The 24,338-nt window shown below is 42.7% G+C and carries 24 protein-coding genes; 5 read left to right on the top strand and 19 right to left on the bottom strand.

From position 1 onward, the window contains the following. Window positions 1–6: 6 nt before the first annotated feature. The 4 genes from NKR21_RS06930 to proG all read right to left on the bottom strand — a co-directional run bounded on the left by NKR21_RS06930 (window position 7) and on the right by proG (window position 3,755). Window positions 7–969, bottom strand: coding sequence for an ABC transporter permease (locus NKR21_RS06930; RefSeq protein WP_012009673.1), 963 nt, complete (start codon window positions 967–969; stop codon window positions 7–9). Beyond that, on the bottom strand, window positions 966–1,901 hold the full coding sequence (locus NKR21_RS06925; RefSeq protein ID WP_003211100.1) for an ABC transporter permease: 936 nt from the start codon (window positions 1,899–1,901) through the stop codon (window positions 966–968). The genes NKR21_RS06930 and NKR21_RS06925 overlap by 4 nt, the downstream gene beginning before the upstream one ends. An 18-nt stretch (window positions 1,902–1,919) precedes the next feature. After that, window positions 1,920–2,744, bottom strand: a complete 825-nt coding sequence (locus NKR21_RS06920; protein ID WP_041815450.1) for a M55 family metallopeptidase — start codon at window positions 2,742–2,744, stop codon at window positions 1,920–1,922. Window positions 2,745–2,933: 189 nt separating this feature from the next. Next, on the bottom strand, window positions 2,934–3,755 hold the full coding sequence (proG, locus tag NKR21_RS06915; RefSeq protein WP_012009671.1) for a pyrroline-5-carboxylate reductase ProG: 822 nt from the start codon (window positions 3,753–3,755) through the stop codon (window positions 2,934–2,936). 159 nt (window positions 3,756–3,914) lie between these two features. Between proG and NKR21_RS06910 the strand changes: the two genes are divergently transcribed. Continuing rightward, complete coding sequence (locus tag NKR21_RS06910) at window positions 3,915–5,231, top strand: S1C family serine protease (RefSeq protein ID WP_144458180.1); 1,317 nt, start codon at window positions 3,915–3,917, stop codon at window positions 5,229–5,231. A gap of 84 nt (window positions 5,232–5,315) precedes the next feature. On the opposite strand, the gene NKR21_RS06905 is transcribed toward NKR21_RS06910, so the two are convergent. Further along, the gene (locus NKR21_RS06905) at window positions 5,316–6,272 is read right to left on the bottom strand and encodes a ring-cleaving dioxygenase (protein WP_012009668.1); all 957 of its coding nucleotides are present in this window, start codon (window positions 6,270–6,272) and stop codon (window positions 5,316–5,318) included. 318 nt (window positions 6,273–6,590) lie between these two features. Between NKR21_RS06905 and NKR21_RS06900 the strand changes: the two genes are divergently transcribed. Beyond that, entirely contained in the window at window positions 6,591–7,916 is a 1,326-nt protein-coding gene (locus NKR21_RS06900) for an APC family permease (RefSeq protein ID WP_012009667.1), read from the top strand. Between the two features lie 170 nt (window positions 7,917–8,086). Here the strand turns inward: NKR21_RS06900 and NKR21_RS06895 are convergent, their stop codons facing one another. The 14 genes from NKR21_RS06895 to ggt form a co-directional block, all read right to left on the bottom strand. Beyond that, window positions 8,087–8,416 (bottom strand): hypothetical protein, encoded by a 330-nt coding sequence (locus tag NKR21_RS06895; RefSeq protein WP_008358910.1) that lies wholly within the window; start codon window positions 8,414–8,416, stop codon window positions 8,087–8,089. Between the two features lie 63 nt (window positions 8,417–8,479). Next, window positions 8,480–9,436, bottom strand: a complete 957-nt coding sequence (locus NKR21_RS06890; RefSeq protein WP_058014214.1) for a sugar-binding transcriptional regulator — start codon at window positions 9,434–9,436, stop codon at window positions 8,480–8,482. Window positions 9,437–9,547: 111 nt separating this feature from the next. Beyond that, entirely contained in the window at window positions 9,548–10,315 is a 768-nt protein-coding gene (locus tag NKR21_RS06885; protein WP_144458200.1) for an SDR family NAD(P)-dependent oxidoreductase, read from the bottom strand. Next, on the bottom strand, window positions 10,293–10,994 hold the full coding sequence (locus NKR21_RS06880; RefSeq protein ID WP_253602496.1) for an SDR family NAD(P)-dependent oxidoreductase: 702 nt from the start codon (window positions 10,992–10,994) through the stop codon (window positions 10,293–10,295). Before NKR21_RS06880 ends, NKR21_RS06885 begins: the two co-directional genes overlap by 23 nt. Before the next feature lie 25 nt (window positions 10,995–11,019). Continuing rightward, window positions 11,020–12,402, bottom strand: coding sequence for a dihydrolipoyl dehydrogenase (gene lpdA, locus NKR21_RS06875; protein ID WP_119124732.1), 1,383 nt, complete (start codon window positions 12,400–12,402; stop codon window positions 11,020–11,022). A 12-nt stretch (window positions 12,403–12,414) separates the two neighbouring features. Continuing rightward, a complete protein-coding gene (locus NKR21_RS06870) occupies window positions 12,415–13,740 on the bottom strand; it encodes a dihydrolipoamide acetyltransferase family protein (protein WP_144458184.1) in 1,326 nt (441 codons plus the stop codon). A gap of 17 nt (window positions 13,741–13,757) precedes the next feature. Next, the gene (locus tag NKR21_RS06865; protein WP_012009660.1) at window positions 13,758–14,753 is read right to left on the bottom strand and encodes an alpha-ketoacid dehydrogenase subunit beta; all 996 of its coding nucleotides are present in this window, start codon (window positions 14,751–14,753) and stop codon (window positions 13,758–13,760) included. 16 nt (window positions 14,754–14,769) lie between these two features. Next, entirely contained in the window at window positions 14,770–15,753 is a 984-nt protein-coding gene (locus tag NKR21_RS06860) for a thiamine pyrophosphate-dependent dehydrogenase E1 component subunit alpha (protein WP_144458186.1), read from the bottom strand. A gap of 182 nt (window positions 15,754–15,935) precedes the next feature. Continuing rightward, on the bottom strand, window positions 15,936–16,967 hold the full coding sequence (locus NKR21_RS06855; protein ID WP_144458188.1) for an alcohol dehydrogenase catalytic domain-containing protein: 1,032 nt from the start codon (window positions 16,965–16,967) through the stop codon (window positions 15,936–15,938). Beyond that, complete coding sequence (locus NKR21_RS06850; RefSeq protein ID WP_144458190.1) at window positions 16,964–17,410, bottom strand: hypothetical protein; 447 nt, start codon at window positions 17,408–17,410, stop codon at window positions 16,964–16,966. The genes NKR21_RS06855 and NKR21_RS06850 overlap by 4 nt, the downstream gene beginning before the upstream one ends. A gap of 61 nt (window positions 17,411–17,471) precedes the next feature. Beyond that, entirely contained in the window at window positions 17,472–17,750 is a 279-nt protein-coding gene (locus NKR21_RS06845; RefSeq protein ID WP_003212259.1) for a PTS sugar transporter subunit IIB, read from the bottom strand. Window positions 17,751–17,769: 19 nt separating this feature from the next. Further along, window positions 17,770–19,143 (bottom strand): PTS galactitol transporter subunit IIC, encoded by a 1,374-nt coding sequence (locus tag NKR21_RS06840; RefSeq protein ID WP_003210771.1) that lies wholly within the window; start codon window positions 19,141–19,143, stop codon window positions 17,770–17,772. A gap of 54 nt (window positions 19,144–19,197) precedes the next feature. Next, window positions 19,198–19,665: a PTS sugar transporter subunit IIA gene (locus tag NKR21_RS06835; protein ID WP_144458192.1), complete on the bottom strand. Its 468-nt coding sequence runs from the start codon at window positions 19,663–19,665 to the stop codon at window positions 19,198–19,200. Between the two features lie 326 nt (window positions 19,666–19,991). After that, a complete protein-coding gene (ggt, locus tag NKR21_RS06830) occupies window positions 19,992–21,743 on the bottom strand; it encodes a gamma-glutamyltransferase (protein WP_012009654.1) in 1,752 nt (583 codons plus the stop codon). A gap of 227 nt (window positions 21,744–21,970) precedes the next feature. Between ggt and NKR21_RS06825 the strand changes: the two genes are divergently transcribed. The 3 genes from NKR21_RS06825 (at window position 21,971) to NKR21_RS06815 (ending at window position 24,267) form a co-directional block, all read left to right on the top strand. After that, window positions 21,971–22,429: an ASCH domain-containing protein gene (locus NKR21_RS06825; RefSeq protein ID WP_012009653.1), complete on the top strand. Its 459-nt coding sequence runs from the start codon at window positions 21,971–21,973 to the stop codon at window positions 22,427–22,429. A gap of 206 nt (window positions 22,430–22,635) precedes the next feature. Then, window positions 22,636–23,253 carry a DUF47 domain-containing protein gene (locus NKR21_RS06820; RefSeq protein WP_012009652.1) on the top strand — a complete coding sequence of 206 codons (618 nt, stop codon included), beginning with the start codon at window positions 22,636–22,638 and terminating at the stop codon, window positions 23,251–23,253. Window positions 23,254–23,268: 15 nt separating this feature from the next. Continuing rightward, complete coding sequence (locus NKR21_RS06815) at window positions 23,269–24,267, top strand: inorganic phosphate transporter (protein WP_088003218.1); 999 nt, start codon at window positions 23,269–23,271, stop codon at window positions 24,265–24,267. Window positions 24,268–24,338: the final 71 nt, after the last annotated feature.

Raw genomic sequence — 24,338 nt, 5'->3', positions numbered from 1 at the left:
GCGCCATCACCTCTTCATCTTCGGATCAAGCGCATCTTGCAAGCCATCACCTAAATTGTTAAAGCAAAACATCGTGAGTGAAATAAAAAACGCAGGGAAAAATAAACGCCACCAATGTCCATTATCTGACAGCACTGTCGGCAGCGCATCATTGGCCATCACGCCCCAGCTTGCAAACGGCGCTTGAATGCCTAAACCAAGAAAGCTTAGGAACGCTTCTGCAAATATCGCGGTTGGTACAGTTAAAGTCATCTGAACGATAATCGGTCCCATCGTATTCGGCAGCAGGTTGCGGCGAATGATGCGCAGGCTCTTTGCACCAAAAGTTTTGGAGGCAAGGACATATTCCTGGCTTTTCAGTTGAAGAACTTGACCTCTCACGATTCTTGCCATTCCAATCCATCCGGTGACAGTGAGCGCTACAATAATGGTGACAAGACCTGGTCCCATTAGAACCATCAATAAAATGACAACAAGTAAATAAGGAAGACCGTAGAGCACCTCGACGATTCGCATCATGACATGGTCATATCTCCCTCCCTTATAACCGGCAATGCCTCCATAGATCACGCCGATAGCAAAATCAATCAGGGCTGCCATGACGCCTACAAATAAAGAAATACGCGCCCCGTACCATGTACGTGTAAACACATCTCGTCCAAGCTCATCCGTTCCGAACCAGTGAGCAGCGGATGGCGGCAGATTTTGCATGGAAAGACGCTGTTCTGTCACGCTATTAGGTGCAAGCAATGGGCCTAATAGTGCCATGATAAAAAGAAAAATCAATACGGATAGACTAAACATCGCAAGCTTATTTTGCTTCAGTCGTCTCCATGTGTCCGCCCAATACGAAAGAGAGGGTCTTTTAATGGCATGTGCCTCCATTTTCTTTTGCTCTCTCGGAGAAAACCAATCGTCCGGCACTTCAGGATGCGGATTCTGTTGATCCTGCTGCAAATGTATACTCATGCCTTTCCTCCTTTCTGATGTAGCTGAATTCTCGGATCAAGCAGGCGATACGCCACATCAACAATGAAAAGAAGTGTGATTAAAATGATGCTGTAAAAAACAGTGGTTCCCATAATGACAGGATAATCACGGTTGTTAATACTCTCGACAAAGTATTTTCCCATGCCAGGAATCGCAAAGATTTTTTCAATGACAAAACTTCCTGTTAAAATGCTTGCGACAAGTGTGCCAAGAATGGTCACAACAGGCAAAAGCGCATTTCGAAGCGCATGTTTGAACACAATTTTAAAGGGAGAAAGTCCTTTTGCTTTAGCAGTGCGAATATAGTCCTGAGACAGCACTTCAATCATGCTCGATCTTGTTAACCGAGCAATTATGGCCATCGGACTAACGGCAAGAGCAATGGTTGGTAGCACCATATGCATCGGACTTGTCCACATCGCTGTAGGAAAGAGCTTCAAATTCACAGCAAGCTGCTGAATTAATAAGGTAGCAAAGATAAAGTTTGGAATGGATATACCGAAAACAGCAATGGTCATGGCGATATAATCAATCAAGCCATTGTGCCGGAGGGCAGCCATGACCCCTAGCAGAATGCCGGAGATGACAGCAATCAATATTGAGATAAGACCAAGTTCTAATGAGACTGGGAAGCCTCTCGCCAATAGATCATTGACACTTTCAGAAGGCTTTTTAATGGAAGGACCAAAATCAAAGGTAACGATGGATTTTAAATAGATGACATATTGAACATACAGTGGTTCGTCTAAGTGATAGTAGCTTTCGAGGTTTCGCTGAACGGTTTCGTTTGTATTTCGTTCTTCATTGAAGGGCGATCCTGGGATGACCTTCATTAAAATAAACGTTAACGTCGTAATCGTTAAAATCGTGGCAATCATCGCAATAAAACGTTTGAGCAAAAAGCTGGTCATCTGCCGTCTCCCCCTCGCTTAACAAAATGTTGTACGTGCGGCAAGCTCTGTCATGACAAGCATCGCTTGGTAGGCCTCTAATATATTCTCTGCTTGATACGTCACCGTTGTTGTCCCTTCAATCATGGCAGTACCAGGCATTAAATTTGCCCATTCAGCTTGTCCATAATTGGCAAACTCAATCTTCAGTAGCGGCTGATCAGGAGGCGTCAGCGGCTTGATGTGATGAATCTGTTTCATTGCGGCTTCCACTTGCTGCGAGATTTGTTGGTTGACTTTGGCAGGAGTGAGACATTTCACAGCAGATCTTGAGATGGTCTCTTTCACTGCGACTGTTTTCACACCAGGTATCAGCTTTTCTGCTTCAAGTGCTGCTTGATCATCTCCGCAAACAAGAATCACCGGCACACCATAGTAGCCTGCAACATACGCATTAAAACCCATTTCACCAATTGGATGATCATTTATGTAAAAATGTCTGACACCAAAAATCATACTGTGGGACATCACACCTTTCATAGACGCCCTCGCATGATAGCCTAAAAATACAGCAGCGGCATAGGTTTGATCTAACCCTTGAACCATTGAATAAGGCTTGACGTCACCAGATATAAGAGATGCCTCTTCATGCAATTCTTCAATCAACAAATTATTCATTTTAGAATGACTGTCATTGACCAGAATATCGGTTGCGCCATGCTGAAGAAGTACCTCCACACAGGCATTCACTTCACCCGTCATGATCTTTCTGCCCCGCTCATAATTGTGCTGACGGGCATCGACAAATGTATGATCAGCTAGACCAGTAATTCCCTCCATATCGACAGATACATAGAGCTTCATCCCCATCCCCCTTTAATTAAACTTAAAATTTGTGTATATTTTTCTAAATTTTCTAAAAAATTATATGATTACTTGATTGATTTTTCAATACAATGTCTGAAAATAAGGAAATTAGACTCAGATAATACAGGTCAATAGACTGAGTGAGAAAGGATTTTTTTAACAAATAAAACACCACTAACTATGTCTTTAGTGGTGTTTGTCCGCTTCGTTAATCTGTGATTTCAGTTGTTCATATTTCTTCATGGTTTGTGTATACAGATCATCAAACATCTGAGGTGCCTGCTTTTGAATCACCTCGGCGCCTTCTCCTGTAATGCCCCCTTTTGTCGCCACTCTATCGACGGTTTCAGCAAAGGTGAGGCCTCGTTCTACAAGGACTTGACCTGTGCCTAAAAGCGCATATGTTAAAAATTCATACGCTTCCTCTAAGGAAAGCTCACTATTTCTCACAGCGGCTTTCGCCATTTCTTCAAAAAGAGCAGCGATAAAACCAGGAGATGAGCTTGTCAAGTTACTCGCCGCATCAAACTGATCTTCCTCTATTTCACGTACGATACTAAAAGCTGAAAGGAGACGATGCAAACGTGCCTTTTCTTCCTCCCCAGCAGTTTCGCCATGCGCAACGAGGGATACGCCTGTTCCAACAGCTGACGTGAGCGTTGGGATGTATCTTGAAATTGGTTGAGTCGTATGCTTTGATAACTTGTCTAACGTCACAGCCGCGGCTACTGACACAGTATGAACCGATTTGGCTGCTGAAGGCAGTTGATCGAGTACATCAAGTACAGCAAGCGGCGGTACGCAGATAAAAAGTACATCACATGCAGAAAGTTCGTTTAATGAGCAGATATTTATTTCTTGATGCCTATCTTTGAGTTGAAGCAGGCGGTCTGTTTCACTTCTAGTATGGATCATGATTTGATGGGCATTGAGTACTTCTTTTTCCAACCATTTTTGCACCATCATATCTGCCATGCTTCCATATCCAATGATTCCAATTGTCTCCACAGTTTAATCTCCTCTATTTTGCTTAGATTCACTACTTATTTTAACAATTTCCCACAATGTTTTCATTTTTATCCCACACTTTTTTCTTACGATCAAACCACACATAAGGTTCCCCCCCTCGAACCAACCATGAAAAATCAAAGAAAGAGAGTGATTCGAATGACACATCACAAACATGAAAACCAACCTTCTCATGAAATTCAAACATTGAAGCAGCCACAAAAACAAAAAAAGAAGCCAAACGGCTGGTTTAAACCATTTGTTAGCGGTGTTGTGGGCGGCATACTAGCGTTAGGTGTTTATGTCCTTACGCCATATGCCCAGCATGCATCAGACAATACAGCAAGCAATTCGGCAACAAAAACAGAAAGTGTATCGACAAATGATACAAGTGCCAATTCGTCAAAAACAACCGCCGTCCAAACATCACATTCATCAAACAACATCTCAAGCATGGTCGAAGATGTATCGCCAGCCATTGTCGGCATTACAAACTATCAAGCGCAAAGTCAAACAGACATGAGTTTTGGTGATTTCAATACGCCTTTTGATGAATCACAGCAAAATAAAAGCAGCCAAGAGGAAAAAACAGGTACAGGCTCAGGAGTGATTTTCAAAAAATCCGGCAGCAAAGCCTATGTCTTAACAAACAACCACGTCATTGAAGGGGCAAATAAACTTACAGTCTCCTTGCACGATGGCAAAACCACCAAAGGTAAATTGGTCGGAGCTGACCCGCTGACTGACCTAGCAGTTGTAGAAATTAGTAGCAGTCATGTAACAAAGGTCGCGGCATTAGGCGATTCCTCCTCGCTGCGTGCTGGGGAAACCGTCATCGCAATTGGAAACCCGCTTGGTGAAGATCTATCAAGAACCGTGACACAAGGAATTGTCAGCGGTGTCGATCGAACAGTCTCTATGAACACATCAGCAGGCGAAAGCAGCATTAATGTGATTCAAACAGATGCGGCTATAAACCCAGGAAACAGCGGCGGACCACTGCTTACGACTAATGGAAAGGTCATGGGGATCACGAGTATGAAGATTTCTGAAACAGGTGTTGAGGGCATCGGATTCGCGCTCCCAATCAATGATGTCAAACCAATCGCCGATCAACTTCTCACAAAAGGAAAGATTGAGCGTCCATATATCGGCATCAGCATGCTAGATCTCGAACAGGTCCCGGACGTGTATCAAAAAGAAACACTCGGTCTCAAAAATAGTCAGCTTGATCAAGGCGTATACGTCAAAGAAATCGCCGCAGGCTCACCTGCCGCCAAAGCCGGCTTAAAGTCAGAGGATGTCATGACCGCCATCAATGGGAAACAAATCAAAAACGGAAGCGAATTACGTCATGAGCTATACACGAATACAAAGATTGGAGAAACCGTGAGCATCACACTCATTCGAAATGGAAAAGAAGAAACGAAGAAGGTGACATTAACACAAACTGAATCTAAGCAGGTCAGTTCCTAACGCAAAAGGAAAAGGGCTAAAATCAAAATGATTTTAGCCCTTTTTCTCCTTTTCAGCGTCATAGAAAGCCTCATGAGCTACTTTTTATGATGACTGAATGGGTGTTAATCTCTGTTCTATTTCTGCTCGTTTGTGCTCTAGAAATGGAGGAAGAGCTAATTGATCGCCAAGCTCATCCACTCCTTCGTCCACTGTAAACCCAGGACCGTCTGTTGAGATTTCAAATAAAATACCATTAGGCTCTCTAAAGTAAAGGGCTTTAAAGTAGAAACGTTCCACAACACCAGAGTTCGTGAATCCTGCTTTTGATATTTTGTCATACCATTTTTCCAATTCCTCAGCATTTTCCACACGAAAAGCTACGTGATGCACACTTCCTCTGCCTGAACGTTCAGAAGGTCCTTCCGTTTTTTCGATCACATGAATTTCTGTTCCAGCACCACCATTTCCTGACTCAAAAATGGTCACGATCTCACCATCATTTGATTGTTCACGCGCTCTCTCCGTGAAGCCAAGGATGTCCGTTAAAACACGAATCGTTTTGTCCGCTTCTGCAACCGTTAATTCAACTGGCCCCAAACCTCTAATGGAAAACTCTGCTGGAATATCATCATGTACTGGCGGTGAGCCTGCTTCTTGTGCGGCCGGTTCTACTGTTAAAAATAGTTGTTGCCCTTCTGGATCTTGAAAACGCAAGGCAGGTCTGCCCCCTCTCAAGGAAGCCGTTTCTTGCTGCACGCCTGTCTCTTCAAAACGCTTTTCCCAAAATGAGAGTGCTTCTTCAGAAGAAACGAGAAGGCCTGTGCTTGTGATGGCGTTTGTTCCTTTCAAACGACGAGCGAGCATTGGAATTTCAAAGAAGGTGAGCTCCGTTCCCGGTGAAGCGACCTCATCTCCATAAAATAAGTGATACATTGATGGATCATCCTGATTGACTGTTTTTTTGACAAGTTTTAAGCCAAGAATCTGGCGGTAGAAATCAACATTTTTTTGAGCATTGGCTGTTAATGCAGATACGTGGTGAATCCCATTGATTTTCATTATAATCACTCCTATTTCAAAATATCTCGAATTCAAGATAATATCTTTATGAATAAAATAGGACATTTTTCAACAAAAGTCAACCATTAGCCTAGATGTTCGGTTTCTAGCTATAAAATTAACATTAAATCAAAAATAATCTTTTATTGTTCGTTTTTAATAAAACATTTACCCTGATATCTCCAATAAACGAACACTTTTATACACAAATACGAAAATCAGAAAATTTTTTTAATTCTTGTTTTCCTAAAATCGTATTACAATGAACAAAATACATGTCACAGTAACGTACGAAAGTGATGCAGGAGGTCGTGTGTAATGAACAAAGAACAACCAGCGTTAAAACAGGACATCGGCTTATTTTTCGCCCTATCTCTTGTCATCGGGACGATTATCGGGTCCGGCGTCTTTATGAAGCCAGGCAACGTCCTTTCCTATTCAGGAAGCTCAGATATCGCATTATTCGCTTGGCTGTTAGGTGGCATTCTAACCCTTGCAGGCGGACTCACTGTTGCTGAAATTGGTACACAAATCCCTCGGACTGGCGGATTATATGCCTATCTTGAAGAAGTGTATGGTGAGTTTTGGGGATATTTATGCGGCTGGGTGCAAATTATCATTTACGGACCTGCCATCATCGGTGCGCTTGGTCTTTATTTTGGTTCATTGTTAGCCAATTTATTTTCTCTTTCTTCTTTATGGTCGACAACAATTGGCATTATCACTGTTTTATTTTTATGTTTGATTAACATCATGGGAACAAAATACGGCGGTTTTGTTCAGGGGCTGACCACCATTGGAAAGCTTGTCCCGATTGCCGCTATTATTGTGTTTGGCTTATGGAAAGGAAACGAAAATATTTTGATGGCTGTCAACGATAGCATCGCTCAAATGAACTTCGGTGCAGCGATCCTGGCTACGCTTTTTGCCTATGATGGCTGGATATTGCTTGCTGCACTTGGCGGTGAAATGAAAAACCCAGAGAAACTGCTTCCTCGTGCAATGGCAGGCGGGATTTTAATTGTCACGGCTTGCTATCTCTTCATTAATGTCGCTCTTTTGCATGTGTTACCAGCAGATCAAATCGTACAGCTTGGAGAAAATGCGACAAGTACTGCTGCGACAATGCTCTTTGGACCAATCGGTGGTAAGGTCATTAGTATTGGCATCATCATTAGTATCTTTGGCTGTTTGAACGGAAAGGTTCTTTCATTCCCACGTGTGATTTTCGCGATGGCAGAGCGAAAGCAAATCCCTTTCGCAAATGCGATTTCGCGGATTCACCCTACATTTAAAACACCATGGATTGCTGTATTTGTACAAATTCTGATCGCCATTGTGTTTATGATCGTCAGCAATCCAGAAAAGCTGTCAGAGGTTTCGATTTTCATGATCTATATCTTTTATGTCATGGCCTTTTTCGCAGTCTTTAAACTGAGAAAACAAAACAAAGGAATCGAGCGTGCTTATAGCGTACCACTTTATCCGCTCACACCAATCGTTGCGATTATCGGTTCCTTATTCGTCTTAATCAGCACCATGATCACCGACTGGAAAAGCTGTCTCATCTCCATGCTGATCGGAATTGCTGGGCTGCCTCTTTATTATTATATGAAAAGAGCACACAAAAAAGCAGAGCGCTAATCAGCTCTGCTTTTTTTCTTTCTTCACAGCGTGATAGAAAACCTTTGCAGCCCTAGGAAGGACGAGTACCGGAGCGGAGCGAATTTGACATTCGTGAGCACCGGCACGCAGGACTGACACCGAATGCGAGGGTTTGTCTACACGCTGAAGCAGAGCGTTAATTAGCTCTGCTATTTTTTATATTGCTTAATCACTTTGTAGGATTCGTTTAAATATCTCATGAGCCGGTATGGCTTACTAAGCACGCGGATTGGCAGTCTTGAGATAAATCCATTCAAATTCGCCTTGTATTCCTGCGTCATCCGTTTTGGCTTTGTCGCAATTTTTTCGTATACTTCTTTGTAAAATTCCTTCATGATGTCGACTTGCACACTGATCTTCTGATGACACTCTGTACACTCAACGCTTTTCATCTGATCATTCACATAAACGATGCTGTGGAGGGTCTCTTCTTGGCACCGAGTACAATGTAAGTTTGCTTCCATTTCGGTTTTCTTCAAGATACACAGCTCCTTTCTCGTTTGATGTTGCTCTCTTTATACAGTTCGATAGCTATTCGCCGTTTATTGGACGGAAGCTTCCTTTAAAATAGCTGCCGCTGTTAGTTCGTCTGTCACCAGCACTTGAATAAAGCCACCATTTAAAGCCCCTAAAATACTTTCAGCTTTATGGGTTCCTTCTACAACAGCGATAACCGTTTTGACGCTTTTTAACTGCTCCAGTGATAAACCAATGACCTTTTGATTCAGTTCATCTTGGACAGGTTTGCCTTGACCGTCAAAGAAACGAAAGCCAATATCACCAACAGCCCCTGATTGCCTTAAACCAGATAAATCCTCTTCTTTTAAATAACCAACTGTTTTTAATGTTGACCCTTTATGCGGGTTACCAATACCGATGAGGGCAATGTCGACATTTTTACCTTCTTCAAGCACAGCCTCTATATCCTGCATTGCCATAAGTCGCTCTTTTAATTCTTCTGTTTCTAAAATCGCCGGGGCATATAAATAGGAACACGTGCCATTCATTTTCTTTGCCAGCTCATATGCCAGCTGATTGGCATGAATGTCGACTGCTTGCCTGCCCATTCCGCCCTCTAACGGGATGACCTTCACATCGTTTCTTCGCTCAAACGGATATTCCTTTACAAGCTCAGCTAATGTAGTTCCCCATGAAATGCCGATTTTCTCCGCATCTTTCATGTTTTTAGATAAATAATAGGCGCCAGCTTGACCGACTGCCCGTTTCACCATCTCAGACATTGTCCCGACACTTGGGACAACGACAGCATCTGTTAATTGAAATGTTGTTTCGAGCTGCTTTTCCAGTTCCACCGTATGAATACTTTCGTCTTTAATGTATACCTCAACGATTCCCACATCTTTCGCTTTTTGTAAGAGCTTTGAAATGACTGGTCTTGAGACATTGAGCTTTTTTGCGATTTCCTGCTGCGTCCACCCGTCTGTATAATAAAGATGAGCAACTTTGACGAGCTGTCGTCTTTCTTCCCAATTCAGCATGTGACATCATCCTTTTAATATACTATGATTCCCAGTATACCAAACATTCGTTTCTAATTGGAACAATTGTTATGAAAATGACAAAAAGAGCGATTACCTCTCCGCTCTTTTTCACTCTGTATATTTTGGCTGATACGTTCTCCCGCCGTCTAACAGGATAATTTGTCCGTGTAAATAGCTTCCCTCGTCACTGGTAAGAAATAAAGTGAGTCCTGCGATATCGTCTGGTCTTCCTAATCTCCCGATGGGAATGAGCGATTGCAGCTGCTTTTTCTCCACCTCAGTAGGATAGAGCGTATCAAGCATTTGAGATTCAATCACGCGGGGGGCAATCACATTGATACGCACATGGTGTGCCCCTAATTCCTTTACAAGCGAACGCATCAGGCCAAAAGCACCTGCTTTTGAGGCGTAATACTGAATGCCACCGCCTGAGCCAGTAATAGCAGATCCTGATCCAATCACAACAATGCTTCCTTCTTGCCGCTCACATATATAAGGTGCTGACGCTTTGATGCAATAGTAAAGACCATACAAGTTCACAGCCAGTGTCTTTTTCCAAAGTGAGAAATCGACTTCTAAGAAAGGAATTGATTTTGTCATCCCTGCTGAATAGACAAGATGAGCAATACCGCCGAGCTCCCTTTCAGCTGCTGAGATCATCTGCTGAACACTTTCCCACGATGAAACGTCAGCTTGAAATGTCAGCAGCTGAGAGTGCTGTTTTTTTAAAAGTGAAAGTCCTTGTTCATCTATATCGGACACAGCCACTCTGTGCCCTTCTTTTAAAAAACGCTCAGCAATTTCCTTTCCAATCCCCTGGGCACCGCCAACGATAAGAACTGGTTTTTGATCATTAGCCAGCACTCTCACCCCCATCAAGCATAATCGCTGCGCCATCTGTAAATGCGCCATATGATGTACTTAAAAAGACCGTCATATGGGCCACAGTCTCCTTGATTTGCTCTGCGTTAGGAATCAAATGGAGAGGTGGCGGTAATAAGGCAAGCACTCGAATGCCTTTGTCTTTAAATTCTCGCGCCAGCCCTTTTGTCATAGCATTCAGCATAGAATTCGATGTCGCATGTGAGATCCCGCCATCTCCAGTAATACTGCCTGAGGACGATATATTAATAATGCAGCCTTGCTTCTGGTCAACCATATGCCATACGGCAGCTTGACTGGAAAGAAAAACAGTATTCACAGCGGTTTCCACTTCGTCCATCCACTCATTAGGGTGAGCGGCGTCAAGCTCTGCTTCTGCTCCTTGCGCTGCTTGATTGACCAAAATATCCAGTTTCCCGCACGTATCGATCACTTGTCTCAGCATACGCGTAGCATCTCGAGGCGTTTCAAGTGGATTCATGATGATACTTGCCCGACCGCCTATTTTTTGTATGTCTTCACAAATGGTTCTAGCCTTTGATTCATCATGAAATGTGTGTAAAAAGACATGTGCACCTGCCCGGGCTAAAGCCAAGCAGATGGCTTCTCCAAATCCATCTGTGCTACCTGTCACAAGTGCCGCTTTCTGATGAAGCTGGACGTGCACATGCATCTCCTCCCTATCCCTTGTTTAGCATTTATTTTCTCAGCTTACTCACGATCTCAAGAGCTGCTTCATAAAAACCTTCTGAGATGGTCGGATGCGGATGAATCATTTTCGCCATCTCTTCTGCTGTTCCTTCTAAATACATAAAGGAGGAAGCTTCTGAAATCATCTCTGTGACATGCGGACCTACCATCGTTGCGCCGATCACTTCACCATATGTTGTATCGTAAACCAACTTAATAAAGCCTGATTGAACACCTGCCGCTAGCGCTTTACCGCTTGCCGCTAAATCAAATCGTTCTGTTTGTACGCTGAGCCCTTTAGCTTTTGCCTCTTTCTCTGTAAGACCGACACTTGCCACCTCTGGTAATGTATAAATACATCTAGGCATAATATCAGCATTCATTTTTTCAGGTACGCCGCAAATATTGCTGACCGCAACAGCTGCCTCTGCCATCGCCGCATGAGCCAGCTGATAGCCGCCGGCGACATCCCCAACTGCGTATACACCTTCAGCAGTTGTCTGCATCTGATCATTCACCTTGATAAACGGACCATCAAGCTGTAGATCAAGCTGGCTAACAGCTGATACATTTGGTTTTCTTCCAACGCAGACAAGCAGTCTTTCCGCTGTAAAGATGTGTGTCTCCCCTTTATCATCTGTTGCATGAACCGCTTTGACTCCTTCGCTTTCCGTCACCTCTGTCACAGTGGTTTTCTTCGCGATATGGATGCCCTTTTTCTTGAGTTCTCTTTCTAGCAGCTTAGATGCTTCTTCATCCTCTTGTGGAATAATGGACGGTGCCGCCTCAATAATGGTAACTTTTGATTGAAGACTTTGGAAAATACAAGCAAGCTCAAGACCAATGACACCTCCGCCAATAATGACGACAGAAGCAGGAATATCTGGGATGTCAAAGATTGTATCACTTGTATCAAATGAAATATCTTTAAGCCCCGGTATTGGTGGAATGGCTGGTGTAGATCCAGTAGCAATAATTAACTCTTTCGTTTCAATCGATTCTGATCCATCTTGTTTTTCTATTTCAATCCGATGCTTGGTCACCGCTGTGCCCCTGCCATTATAGACATCAATCTTTCCTTGCTTTAATAAAAAGGCGATTCCGCCTCTGAGCTTTTCAATGACGTCATCTTTGCGCTTTCTCATTTTATCGAAGGAAAGAATCATGTCACCTGTTTCAATTCCCCAGCTTTTCGCCTTCTCGATTGATTCGATGACTTCTGCATGTTTAAGCAGAGTCTTTGAAGGGATACAGCCCCGATTTAAACAAGTACCGCCGAGAAAATCCTCCTCAATCAAAGCAACCTTCTGTCCGCGCTCAGCCGCTTGAAGGGCGGCAGTATATCCGCCAGGCCCTCCGCCAATGACTGTCAGATCATACGTTTTCGTCATCCGATTCATCTCCTACATTAGCAATTCAAATGGTTGTTCAAGCACTTTTTTAAGGTCTGTTAAAAAGGCAGCCGCTGGTGCGCCATCTACAACGCGGTGATCAAACGATAAACTAACCCCCATCATTGGTCTCACCTGAATTTCTCCATCTACTGCAACAGGTTTATCTTGAATTCGTCCTACACCTAAAATCGCCACTTCTGGCTGATTAATGATCGGGGTAAAGGCATCAATGGCATACATGCCTAAGTTACTAATCGTAAAAGTGGACCCTTTCAGCTGGTAAGGGAGCAGTTTTTGATCGCGTGCGTTTCGGCCAATTTCTTTCGCTTCTTTTGTCAGTTGTTTTAATCCTTTTTGATTCGCATGAGAAATGACTGGTACCATCAAACCGTCTTTCACTGCAACAGCAAGACCAATGTGTACATCCTCATGGAAATGGAGCTCATTTTGTTCAAATGTCATATTGATCTGCGGGTGGCGCGTGAGGACATGGCTGACCGCATGAATGATGATTTCTGTGAACGACAACCTGTAGCCTGTCTCTTTTTCAATCGCCGGAAGTAACTGCTGACGCACTTCTTTCGCTTTCGTCATATCAATTTCACTTGTTAATGTGACGTGCGGTGCTGTAAAGGCACTTTGTGACATGCGATCAGCAATCACTTTTCTCATGCCAGCTAATTTTTGTGTTTTCACAGGCGAAGCCTCTGTTGTTTGCGTTGCCGCTGCTTGTACGTCACTCTTCATGATCTTGCCGTGAGCGCCAGATCCAGAAACGGCTGCTAAATCGATTCCTTCACGAGCAGCGACTTTTTCTGCAAGCGGTGAGATGCGCTGGTTTTTCTCGCTAGAATGTACGACTGCCTCGACGTCACGCTTTTGAACTCTGCCTTTTGGCCCTGTGCCCGATACCTCTTGAATCTCCACATGATGATCCTTTGCCGTTTTTCTCGCTGCGGGCGTGGCACGTACTTTTTCATTAGATGTTTTTGGAACTTCAGTAGAACTAGATGACACTGTGTCTGGTGAAGATGATTCGCCGCTTTCTGATGAATCCTCATCTGCCTGTGCTGGCGGCTCGCTTGGCACCTGTTCATTTGCCTCACCGATATATCCAATGACAGCATTGACTGGAATTTGATCATCAGCTTCGTAGTATTTCTTTAGAAAAATGCCGTCATCATAGGCTTCCACCTCGATGTTGATCTTGTCTGTCATAATTTCAAAAAGAGGCTCACCGATTTCAACCGAATCTCCTTCTTCTTTAAACCATTGAAGCAAGGTTCCGATCTCCATCGTACTACTTAGCTTCGGCATAAATATCTCTTTTGGCATGATCTTCTCCCCTTTATTTAAGAGCGTGCAAGCTCTTTTGCTGCTTCAATAATATCTGGCACTTGTGGAATGACCGCTTTTTCCAGAGTCGGGTTGTATGGTATTGGAACTGCAAGGCCGCCAAGTCGTTTAATCGGTGCATCTAAGTAGTCAAACGCTTCACTTTCAGCTATCATACTTGCAATCTCTCCGCCGTATCCGCCTCGTTTGACCGCTTCATGAACCACGATACATTTACCTGTTTTCTTCACAGATTCGATAATGGTTTCTTCATCTAATGGGACGAGTGTTCTTGGGTCTATGATTTCAACATCGATTCCCTCTGCCTCTAGTTCCTTCGCCGCTTCTAATGCTTTGTGTACCATAATCGCTGTTGCTACAATTGTGACGTCTTTCCCGCTTCTTTTCACATCAGCTTTCCCTAAAGGAATCGAATATTGCTCTTCAGGCACTTCGCCAATTGTTTTATATAAAAGCTTGTGCTCGTAGAAAATGACAGGGTTGTCATCATCCATTGCTGCCTTTAAAAGTCCTTTGGCATCATACGCTGTTGAAGGCTGAACCACCTTTAGTCCTGGAATATGAGCCATCCACGCTTCTAGGCTTTGTGAATGCTGCGCTGCGGCACCCGTTCCTGATCCTGCTGGTGTTCTCACAACGAGTGGTACTTTTCCTTTTCCGCCAAACATGTATCGTGTTTTGGCTGCTTGGTTGACAAGCTGATCCATTGCGATTGTAATAAAGTCAGAGAATTGAAGTTCTAAAATCGGGCGCATACCTGTCAAAGCCGCTCCGACTGCTCCTCCTGCAATGGCAGCCTCAGAGATTGGTGTATTGCGCACACGCTCTGGACCGAACTCTTCAATCATGCCGCGCGTGACCCCAAAAGCACCGCCATATACGCCGATATCCTCACCTAAAATGAATACATCTTGGTTCTCTCTCATTTCCTGGCTCATAGCCTCTCGAACGGCTTCTAAATATGAAATCTCTCTGACTGTTGTTTTTGTCACGTGATTCCCCTCCTAATTAGGCGTATACATCCTCTAATAGTGTATCGATTGACGGTTCTTTACTGTTTTTAGCGAATTCAACAGACGCTTCAATTTCTTGCTTCGCTTCCTCCTGTAAGACCGCTGCCTGCTCCTCTGTCAAAACATTCAGTTCAATCAAGAGAGACTTAAAGCGCTTGATTCCGTCTTTTTGTCTCCACTCTGTTTCTTCTTCACGTGTACGGTATTTTTTCGCATCACTCTTAGAGTGGCCCTTCCAGCGATACGTTTTCATTTCAATAAGTGATGGACCCTCTCCAGCTCTTGCGCGGCTGACTGCTTCATCTACTGAGTTCATAATCTCGACCATGTCATTTCCATCAATCGATTTCCCAGGTATTCCGTAGCTTTCTGCTCTTGTTGAAATGTCTTCAATGTTGATCATTTCTTTTACAGGGCCAGACATGCCGTACTGGTTGTTTTCACAAATGAATACAACAGGTAGATCCCAAATGGATGCAAGATTTAGCGCTTCGTGAAAGCTGCCTTCATTTGTCGCTCCATCTCCGAAGAAACAAAGAACGACAAAGCCTTCCTGTTTCATTTTAGATGTGAGCGCTGCACCTGTTGCCAATGGGATACCGCCGCCAACGATTCCATTTGCGCCAAGGTTCCCTTTTTCTAAATCAGCGATATGCATCGAGCCGCCTTTTCCTTTGCAATAGCCAGTCTCACGCCCGAATAGTTCTGCCATCATCTTATTGACCTCTGCACCTTTTGCAATACAGTGACCATGTCCACGGTGTGTGCTGACGATTTTATCTTCGTCCTTTAATACGGCAATTGATCCAACAGCTGACGCTTCCTGTCCGACACATAAATGAGTGGTTCCATGGATAAGTCCTTTGGCAAAGAATTGATCGACCTTTTCATCAAAATATCTCACTAACCACATTTGTTTATATAAATCTGCTAATCTCTCATGACTAATCTGTTCAGGCAAAGTGATTTGTTTTTGCATTTCTTCTCTCCCCTTTACATTTGTTCTTATGTGTTACATTTGTAATAATCATACGTTTAAGTGTCATTGAAGTCAAGCATTTCTCTTTCATTTTTAAGCGTTTTCATCTTTTATCAGAAAAAAAGAGAAAGGCAAAGCCCTTTTCTAAAGAACTTCTCTTTCTCTCCCAATCTCGTGCGTCCTCATTCATCTGGATACATCATGATTTTGACACTATCACCTTCAGGGTGTCTTGCGCATTCTATTGCCTGCAGAAGCTGACTTAACGGATAACGATGCGTCACCATCTTTTCTGTGTGGACCACTTTTGCTCTTAAAAGTTCAAGAGCTTCGAGGTAGTGATAAGGATGTGAGGAATAGGCGCCTACCACTTTCACTTCATCATGGAAAAATCGATCAGCCGGAATGGAGACGTCTCCCTTTGGAAAATGAGCAAACACTAAAATCGTTCCGCCTCTCGCTACTGCTTGAAACGCTTCTTTTAAAAGCGCACTACTTCCAACAGAAATAATAACGAGGTCTGCTCCCTTTCCATTTGTTTCTCTCATGACCCGGTCTTCCACTGGCTCAGAGGCTGGATGAAAAGCGACGTCTGCACCTAAATTTCTCGCTTGTAGCAGCCGGTTCTCATTCACATCCGTTATCATTATTTTCCCAGCCAAATAATGTTTGGCAAGCTGTAGTTGAATACAGCCAATTTGCCCTGCTCCAAGGATCAACACAGAATCTCCTGAATGAACAGGTGCTCGTTCAAACCCGTGCAGGCAGCAGGCAACTGGCTCCACCATCGCCCCTTGTTCATATGAGACGTCATTCGGGAGCTTGCCCATTGTGTGTTTGACATGTAATGCAGGTACGCGGATATACTCTGAAAATCCGCCTGGATCTACGTTAGTAGCTGAAAACTGCGGACACATTGTGTAAAACCCCTTTTGACAAAAGTCACAAGTAAAGCAAGGTACATGGTGCGCAACATAAACCCTGTCTCCCATTTTTATATTTGACACATGCTTTCCAGTTTCAACAATATCACCAGCGATTTCGTGCCCTAGTACCGTTCCAGGAGGCACCGTCTCATGTGTCGCCTTGTAAATATCTGTGCCACATAAGCCGCATGCACGCATTCTTAATAGAACTTCATCATCGCCAATTGCAGGCCGGTTCCGCTTCTCATACCGAATGTCCTCTGAAGAATAAAAGACAGCTGATTTCATGTAGCTGCATCCTCCTTTTCATCACCTTTCGCAAAATCCTGCAACGTTTGCACAAGCTGTTTGTACTCACTCATCTCACTGGAGATCCAGTAACGTCCTCCGAATATGCGAGATGGGCCCACCCTGACATAGACTTTCCCGATATGAGGGTATGGCTTGATAAAAAGCTTTCCTTTAATATCAGAGACCGCATATGTGTGCCATCTGCCAAACGCTCCGATTTTGAGTTTATCTTCACTAATGATGATGTTTGTCGGTTGGTTCAGTCCAGTGATGCTAGAAAGCATGAGAATAGGCAGCGTATAAACGCCTAACACAGCTAACGGTTCAGGTCCTGCTGACATTAACGTATAAAGAGACCAAAGGAAAAACAGACAGATGAGTACGGCTGGAAGAAAAATAGACAACACTGCAGACGTTCGGCTATAAGCATGATGCTGCATGAGACGTCCTCCTTTCAGATACATAGAAGGAGCCACGAAAGCTCCTCCATGGGATGATTGTTTACTTAATATGATCGATGATTTTTTCAATATCATCTTCAATGCCAAATCCGGTTAAAAAAGATAATGTTTGAATGACAGGCGTTCCTTTCGTATCACTCACTGGTGTGGTCGTCACGATTAAATCGGCGCCCTCCGCTTTTTGCGGGACTTCTGATGCCTTGCACTGCTCCACCACAACATCGTATCCTTTTTCCTTTAACGTCTCTTCAACCTTTTTAGCAACAACCGTTGATGTTGCAACCGCTGTTCCGCATGAAACCAATATTTTCTTTGCCATAAGAATCCCTCCAACTCGTTTATTGATCTTTCTGATCTAAGCCCATTTCTTTCGCATACTGCTTTCTAATATCATTTCGCACCCAGTACCATAGAAGCGCGTAAGCCAAAGCACAGATGATGGCTGCAATAAAGTACGGATTGCTCGGATCAAGAAGTCTCACCATGATCCAAGGAATGACGTGGGAACCAAGGTCAATACCTGAAATCATATTGGCTCCTTCTGGGAAGTCAAACCCGACTGCTTTCCCCATTGTTGTCGCAAGTGGTGCAAGATTCGTTGCGATAAAGAAGACAATCATTAATGTGAAAATACTGTTAATAAGTCCGCGAATTATATTTCCACGAGCGGCGGCTACTGCCCATACAACTGTAAATGGTAGAACTGATAAGTCAGCAAACGGTAGCATGCCGTTGTAAGGCAGAACGACTGCAAGTAGAATCGTAATTGGCACCATAAGAAGGGCTACCGCCATATTCGCCGGATGACCAATTACAATTGCTGTATCTAAGCCAATATAGACATTTTTCCCTGGGAAGCGCTTTTGAATATAAGAACGAGCGCCCTCAGAGATTGGAATAAGACCTTCCATTAATAACGCAACCATTCTTGGCATGAGCACAAGAACTGCTGCCATTTGAATACCAAGCGTCATGACGCCTTTCGCATCATAGCCACCCAAAAGACCAATAATGATACCAAGTATGAGACCCATCACAAGCGGTTCGCCAAAAATACCAAAACGTTTCTTCAATGTTTCTGGATCAGCATGAATTTTGTTTAAGCCAGGGATTTTGTCAATGATGCGGTTGGACGCATACATAAGCGGCGCGAAGTTGACCGTTTCAGCATGAGCCATCGATACGCCTTTCAATCCAAAATGGTGTTCGATTGTCGGTGCCGTCCAATCTGCTAATTTAAGCGTGATAGCAGAGACGATCAACCCAACAGCAAGTGCCAAGAACATATTATGATAAGCGTAGTAAGTCACAGAGGCTGCGAAAATCAAATGCCAGAAGTTCCAAATATCCACATTCAGTGTTTTCGTAAAGTTAACGGACAATAAGATGACATTTAACAAAAGCACAAGAGGAATCATCAAAGGGGCAACAGGTGTACCAAAGGATATAGCCGCTCCAATCGGCCAACCAACATCCAAAATATCGAGCTTTAGCCCAAGGGAATTAACCATCGCTTTTGCTGCTGGCCCAAGGCCGCTCACAAGTAAATTAATAACAAGGTTGACACCGACAAAACCAATTCCGATCGTAATACCGGCTCGGAAGGATTTTTTAAAGCCTTGCCTTAAAATCATACCGAAAAGCGTCATAATAATCGGGAGCATAATAGTTGGTCCAAGGTCTAATATAAAATCGACAGCTTGCTTGATCATACATCCACCTCCTGGATTTTTCAGATAAAGCGCTTACATTTGTTTTGCGAAAGTCTATTGGTTTAATTCTTTCTGAAGCACATCAACCGCTTCTTCATACGACGTCATATCAGACAGCTTCGTCATCACCTCTTCTTTTCTAAAAAGTGTCATGAGCTTCTCTAACATCACAAGTTGCTTACTAGGTTCAGAGATTGCTAGGACGAACACAATTTTGGCTTGCACAGTTTCATCAGGGCTTCCCATCTTGTGAAAGATAACAGGTTCCTTTAAAGTGGCTACACTAATCGCTGGTTTATTCACATGCTCTGGATCTGTATGTGGAATTGCTACACCAAAGGTCGCAAGTGGAAGGCCTGTCGGATATGTTTTTTCCCTTTCCAGCACCGCTGGTAAAAAACTCGATTTAATATATCCTCCCGCTTCTAATCGCTCTGTTAAATATGTGGTCACCTCCTCTCTCGAAGATGCATCGTACTGCAATTTGATCAGCTGTTCATCTAACTCAAACAAGTTGTTCAAACAACCACCCCTTTCATTTGGTATAAATATGAACACATGTAACAAAAAGAAAGAACATTTCGGAATAGAACCTTTTATAAAGCGCTTACAAATATACTTCCTGAAAAATGTTCAATGTTGTTACCTTTGTAAAGATATTATAATATTCTAAATTATAAGTCAATGTTCCTAGGAAAATTTTATAAAAAAAGATGCCATCTTTTTTTAAATCTGTTCTCCTTCTTATTAAATGTGTCTTCCGCTCTCTAATCAGCTTTGTTTCTAATATTTTTAATAAAAAAAGAAACGCCATCCTGAAGAGGCGTTTCTTTTCCCGGGAAATGTACTTATTGAGCAGAGAGCTTTAAATTGACGCCAACGGCAGTTCCGTTTCTCGAAGAGTCAGCCACTCCAGTAAAGGTTCCTGCTTTTCGATCAATGAGTAGCGCTTGGACATTTCCTATATCAATAGGCGAATTGCCGAAACGATGTCCCAGATCATTAAGCTTTGTTCTTACATCGAGAGGGACACCTACTTCATAACGATAAGATGTTGGGCTGTTTGTATAAATTCTTGGTTCTTCAACTGCATCCTGAAGTTCCATCTCATATTCAAGCAAATTCAAAATGGTTTGTGAAACAGAGGCAATAATGGTCGTTCCACCCGGTGAACCTACTGTCATGACAGGCTCATTATCTTTAAAAATGATGGTCGGTGTCATACTGGACAATGGTCGTTTATTCGGCTGAACTTCATTTGCTCCGCCTGGTCTTGCATCAAAATCTGTTAGTTCATTGTTTAAGAAGAAACCATATTCTGGGACGAGAATCCCTGTACCAAATAACTGTTCAATGGTTGTCGTGAATGACACAACATTTCCCCACTGATCGGCAACAGTAAAATGTGTGGTCTCACCAATGGTTTTATCTTCAGGCTGCGAGACAATAGGTGATGGGTTTTTTTCATCCTCATACGCCCACGGATCCCCTTCTTTCGGGTTACGATTCTTTTGATCTAATTGAATAAGAGAGGCTCTTTCTGAAATGTAATCATCGTCTAATAGTCCTTTTAGTGGAACATCTACGAATTCGGGGTCGCCGGCATATGCAGCACGGTCAGCATAGGAGAGATGCATCGTTTCAGCAAGTAGTTGATATTTTTCAAATGATTTGGGGTCATATTGAGATAGGTTAAAGTGATCAAGTATTTTGAGCATTTGCAGCATAAACACCCCGCCTGAGCTTGGTGGAGGCATACTTGCAAGCTGGTATCCTTTATAGTCTCCCCAGATAGGCTTGTCAGTCTCGACCTCATAACGAGCAATGTCATCAGTTGTCATCGTCCCGCCAAAATCTTGGACTGTATTTGCAAGTGCCTTTGCTACTTTTCCTTCATAAAATGCTTTGCTTCCTTTTTTCGCAATGAGTTTAAATGTTTTTGCAAGACCTGGCTGAACGAGGAGGTCTCCTTCTTTGAGCGGCTGATCATTTGGAAGAAAGATTGGCGCTGCGGCCGTTTTCTTCAATTTTCCTTGATGATCGTCAATGGCTTTTGCCAGGACAGAATCGATTTCAAATCCATCCTCTGCCAGCTGAATGGAAGGCTTGATTAATTCCTTCATCGAGCGGGTTCCCCACTTATCTAATGCCGCTTCAAGACCTTTTACAGTCCCTGGAACACCAACAGCATTACCGTGTGTAGATCGCTCTGCAAACGGAATGACTTTGCCATCATCTGTTAAAAACATATCTGGTGTCGCGCCTTGTGGTGCTCTTTCTCGACTATTGATGATAGATGTTTCTTTTGTCTTCCCATCATACACCATCATAAATCCTCCGCCACCAATTCCAGACATCATAGGCTCTGTCACATTGAGTGCGTACTGGATAGCAACAGCAGCGTCAACAGCATTTCCACCTTTCTTTAATACATCTGCACCCACCTCTGATGCAAGCGGATGGGCAGTAGCCACCATGCCATCTTTCCCAACAGCTACTTTATTCCCATGAGGTTCGTTTGCAGTGACCTGACTGACAGGCAGAAAAAACGAGAAAACAAGCAGACATATGGACAAAATAGTTAGAGAAATGCGTTTCATACACAACACCCCTTCCATATTCTTACTTTGACCATACCGACTTCTTGACCAGAATACAATAGATTATTCTAAAATTTCTAATTTTTTCATTCTATCATCCTATATTCATCAAATATAAAGCGGGTTTTCAAAACATATGACACACTTACTAATTAGGGATAAAGACACTATCCTTTCATGTTTTTGATTTCACGGTATAATAAACGCATCACGAAGGGGGAAAAATGATGAATCAGAAGAGCACCTTATTTTGGGAAACATATTGGAAAGAAAAATTAGAAAGCGCACCAATTGACGCATCTGTTTCCGCTTGGGCATTTGGAGCAGACCCAGATCATTTGCTTGACCTTGTTCTGCAAGGGAAAAAAACAGCGACTTGTTCTGGACATCTTTTTTACGAAAAGGAACAGGAGCCGCTTCCAAAGGCAGGACAATATGCGGTCATTTTGGACAGCCATGACGAACCAAAAGCCATCATAGAGATTACACATGTAGATGTCATGCCGATGAATGAGGTTCCAGAATCATTTGCCCGAGCAGAAGGTGAAGGTGATCTTTCTTATCAATATTGGTACAGAGCCCATCAAGAATTTTTCACAGAAGCACTCGAACCGTACGGATTAGAATTTAAAGAAGACATGCTCCTCGTTTGCGAGCGATTTAAACTTGTTTATTCAGCTTCTTAAGCTTTAAGCGGCGCCAAAAATGGACCGCTTTTTTCATTTCTTTTCTCCTTTCTGAAAAAGGTGTGTTGAGAACACATCTTTAGGTCAGAATAAGATCAAATAGAAAAAGTGAAGAAATTTTCGACTACACCTGTTTTTTTTCGACAAAAGACTATATAATTATTTGATGTGTGCATTGTCTCATTTATACAATGGAGGGTTTTTACATGTTAAAAAGGAAAAAAGACAAGTTTTCCGTCTTGTTAACGGAAATTGCTAAAAATTTAGATGAAACTGCTGAGTATTTTGTTAGCTATAAAGTAACAAATCAAACCACTCTGAAAGAATTTTCTGACACATTGAAGGAATATGAGACAAAAGGTGATAATCATGTTCATACGATGATTAAAGAGCTGAACAAAGCCTTTATTACACCGATTGAACGTGAAGACATTCTTCAATTGACGAATAGCCTCGACGATGTTTTAGATGGAATTGAGCATTTTTCAGCAACAATGGAAATTTATTCAATGACAAGCTCTGACGAACATATCGACAAATTCAGCCACTACATCAGAGAATGTGCAAAGGAAATTTTAATTACAATCGATTTACTGGCTGAAAATCGCTTAAAAGATATTCAACCACACGCAATCAAAATCAAAGAGATCGAGCATAATTGTGACAATCTTTATCGTAAATCACTAAAGAACTTGTTTGGAAAAGAAACGGATCCAATCAAGGTCATTCAATACAAAGAAATTTACGAAACACTTGAAGAAATTGCTGATTCCTGTCAAGGTGTTGCCAACAATCTAGAAACAATCATTATGAAGAATGCGTAACGGGGTTAGTTAAACATGGATACATTACTCATCCTTACCATATTTATTGTCATTTGTGCACTTGCTTTTGATTTCATCAACGGATTTCACGATACAGCAAATGCCATTGCCACTTCGGTTTCAACAAAGGCGTTAAAGCCTAGACATGCTATTATTATGGCAGCGTTCATGAACTTCTTAGGAGCAATGACATTTACAGGTGTGGCAAAGTCCATTACAAAAGACATCGCAGATCCTTTCACACTTCAAAACGGTTCTGTCGTCATTTTGGCTGCATTAATTGCGGCTATTACTTGGAACTTGCTTACTTGGTATTACGGGATTCCGAGTAGTTCATCGCATGCACTGATCGGATCAATTGCAGGAGCTGTTATTGCCTCTGCTGGTTTTGGCGCTTTAAACTATTCGGGGTTCATTAAAATCATTCAAGCACTATTGCTTTCACCTATCCTAGCATTCGTATTGGGATATATCGTGTATACCATTGTCAAATTTATATTTAGAAACAACAATCTTGCCAAAACAAATAAACAATTCCGTCGTGTTCAAATTTTAACTGCTGCACTACAATCGTATACCCACGGAACAAACGATGCGCAAAAAGCGATGGGAATTATTACGATGGCTTTAATTGCAGGTAATTTGCATACAACAGACGACATTCCTTTCTGGGTACAGTTCTCTTGTGCGCTTGCAATGGGACTAGGTACTTCTATTGGCGGCTGGAAGATTATTAAAACAGTCGGCGGTAAAATTATGAAAATTCGTCCAGTAAACGGAGTATCTGCCGATTTAACGGGGGCCGCTATTATCTTTGGTGCGACATTTATTCACTTACCTGTTAGTACCACTCACGTGATCTCCTCTTCTATTCTAGGTGTAGGTTCTGCACACAGAGTAAAAGGAGTAAACTGGGGTACAGCAAAACGTATGCTTGTCACTTGGGTGATCACATTACCGATTTCAGGAACTCTCGGGGCTCTTATATACTTTGTGTTAAATGCGATTATCTAATATCAAAGACCTGTCTGACAGGTCTTTTTTTATTTGCCTGCATACTTTAACACCCAGCCATTTTTTCATGA

Source organism: Bacillus sp. 1735sda2, assembly GCF_024159245.1.
GTDB classification, from domain to species: Bacteria; Bacillota; Bacilli; order Bacillales; family Bacillaceae; genus Bacillus; species Bacillus pumilus_O.
Note: the sequence above shows the minus strand (reverse complement) of the source record. Positions and strands in the feature narration are given on the sequence as shown.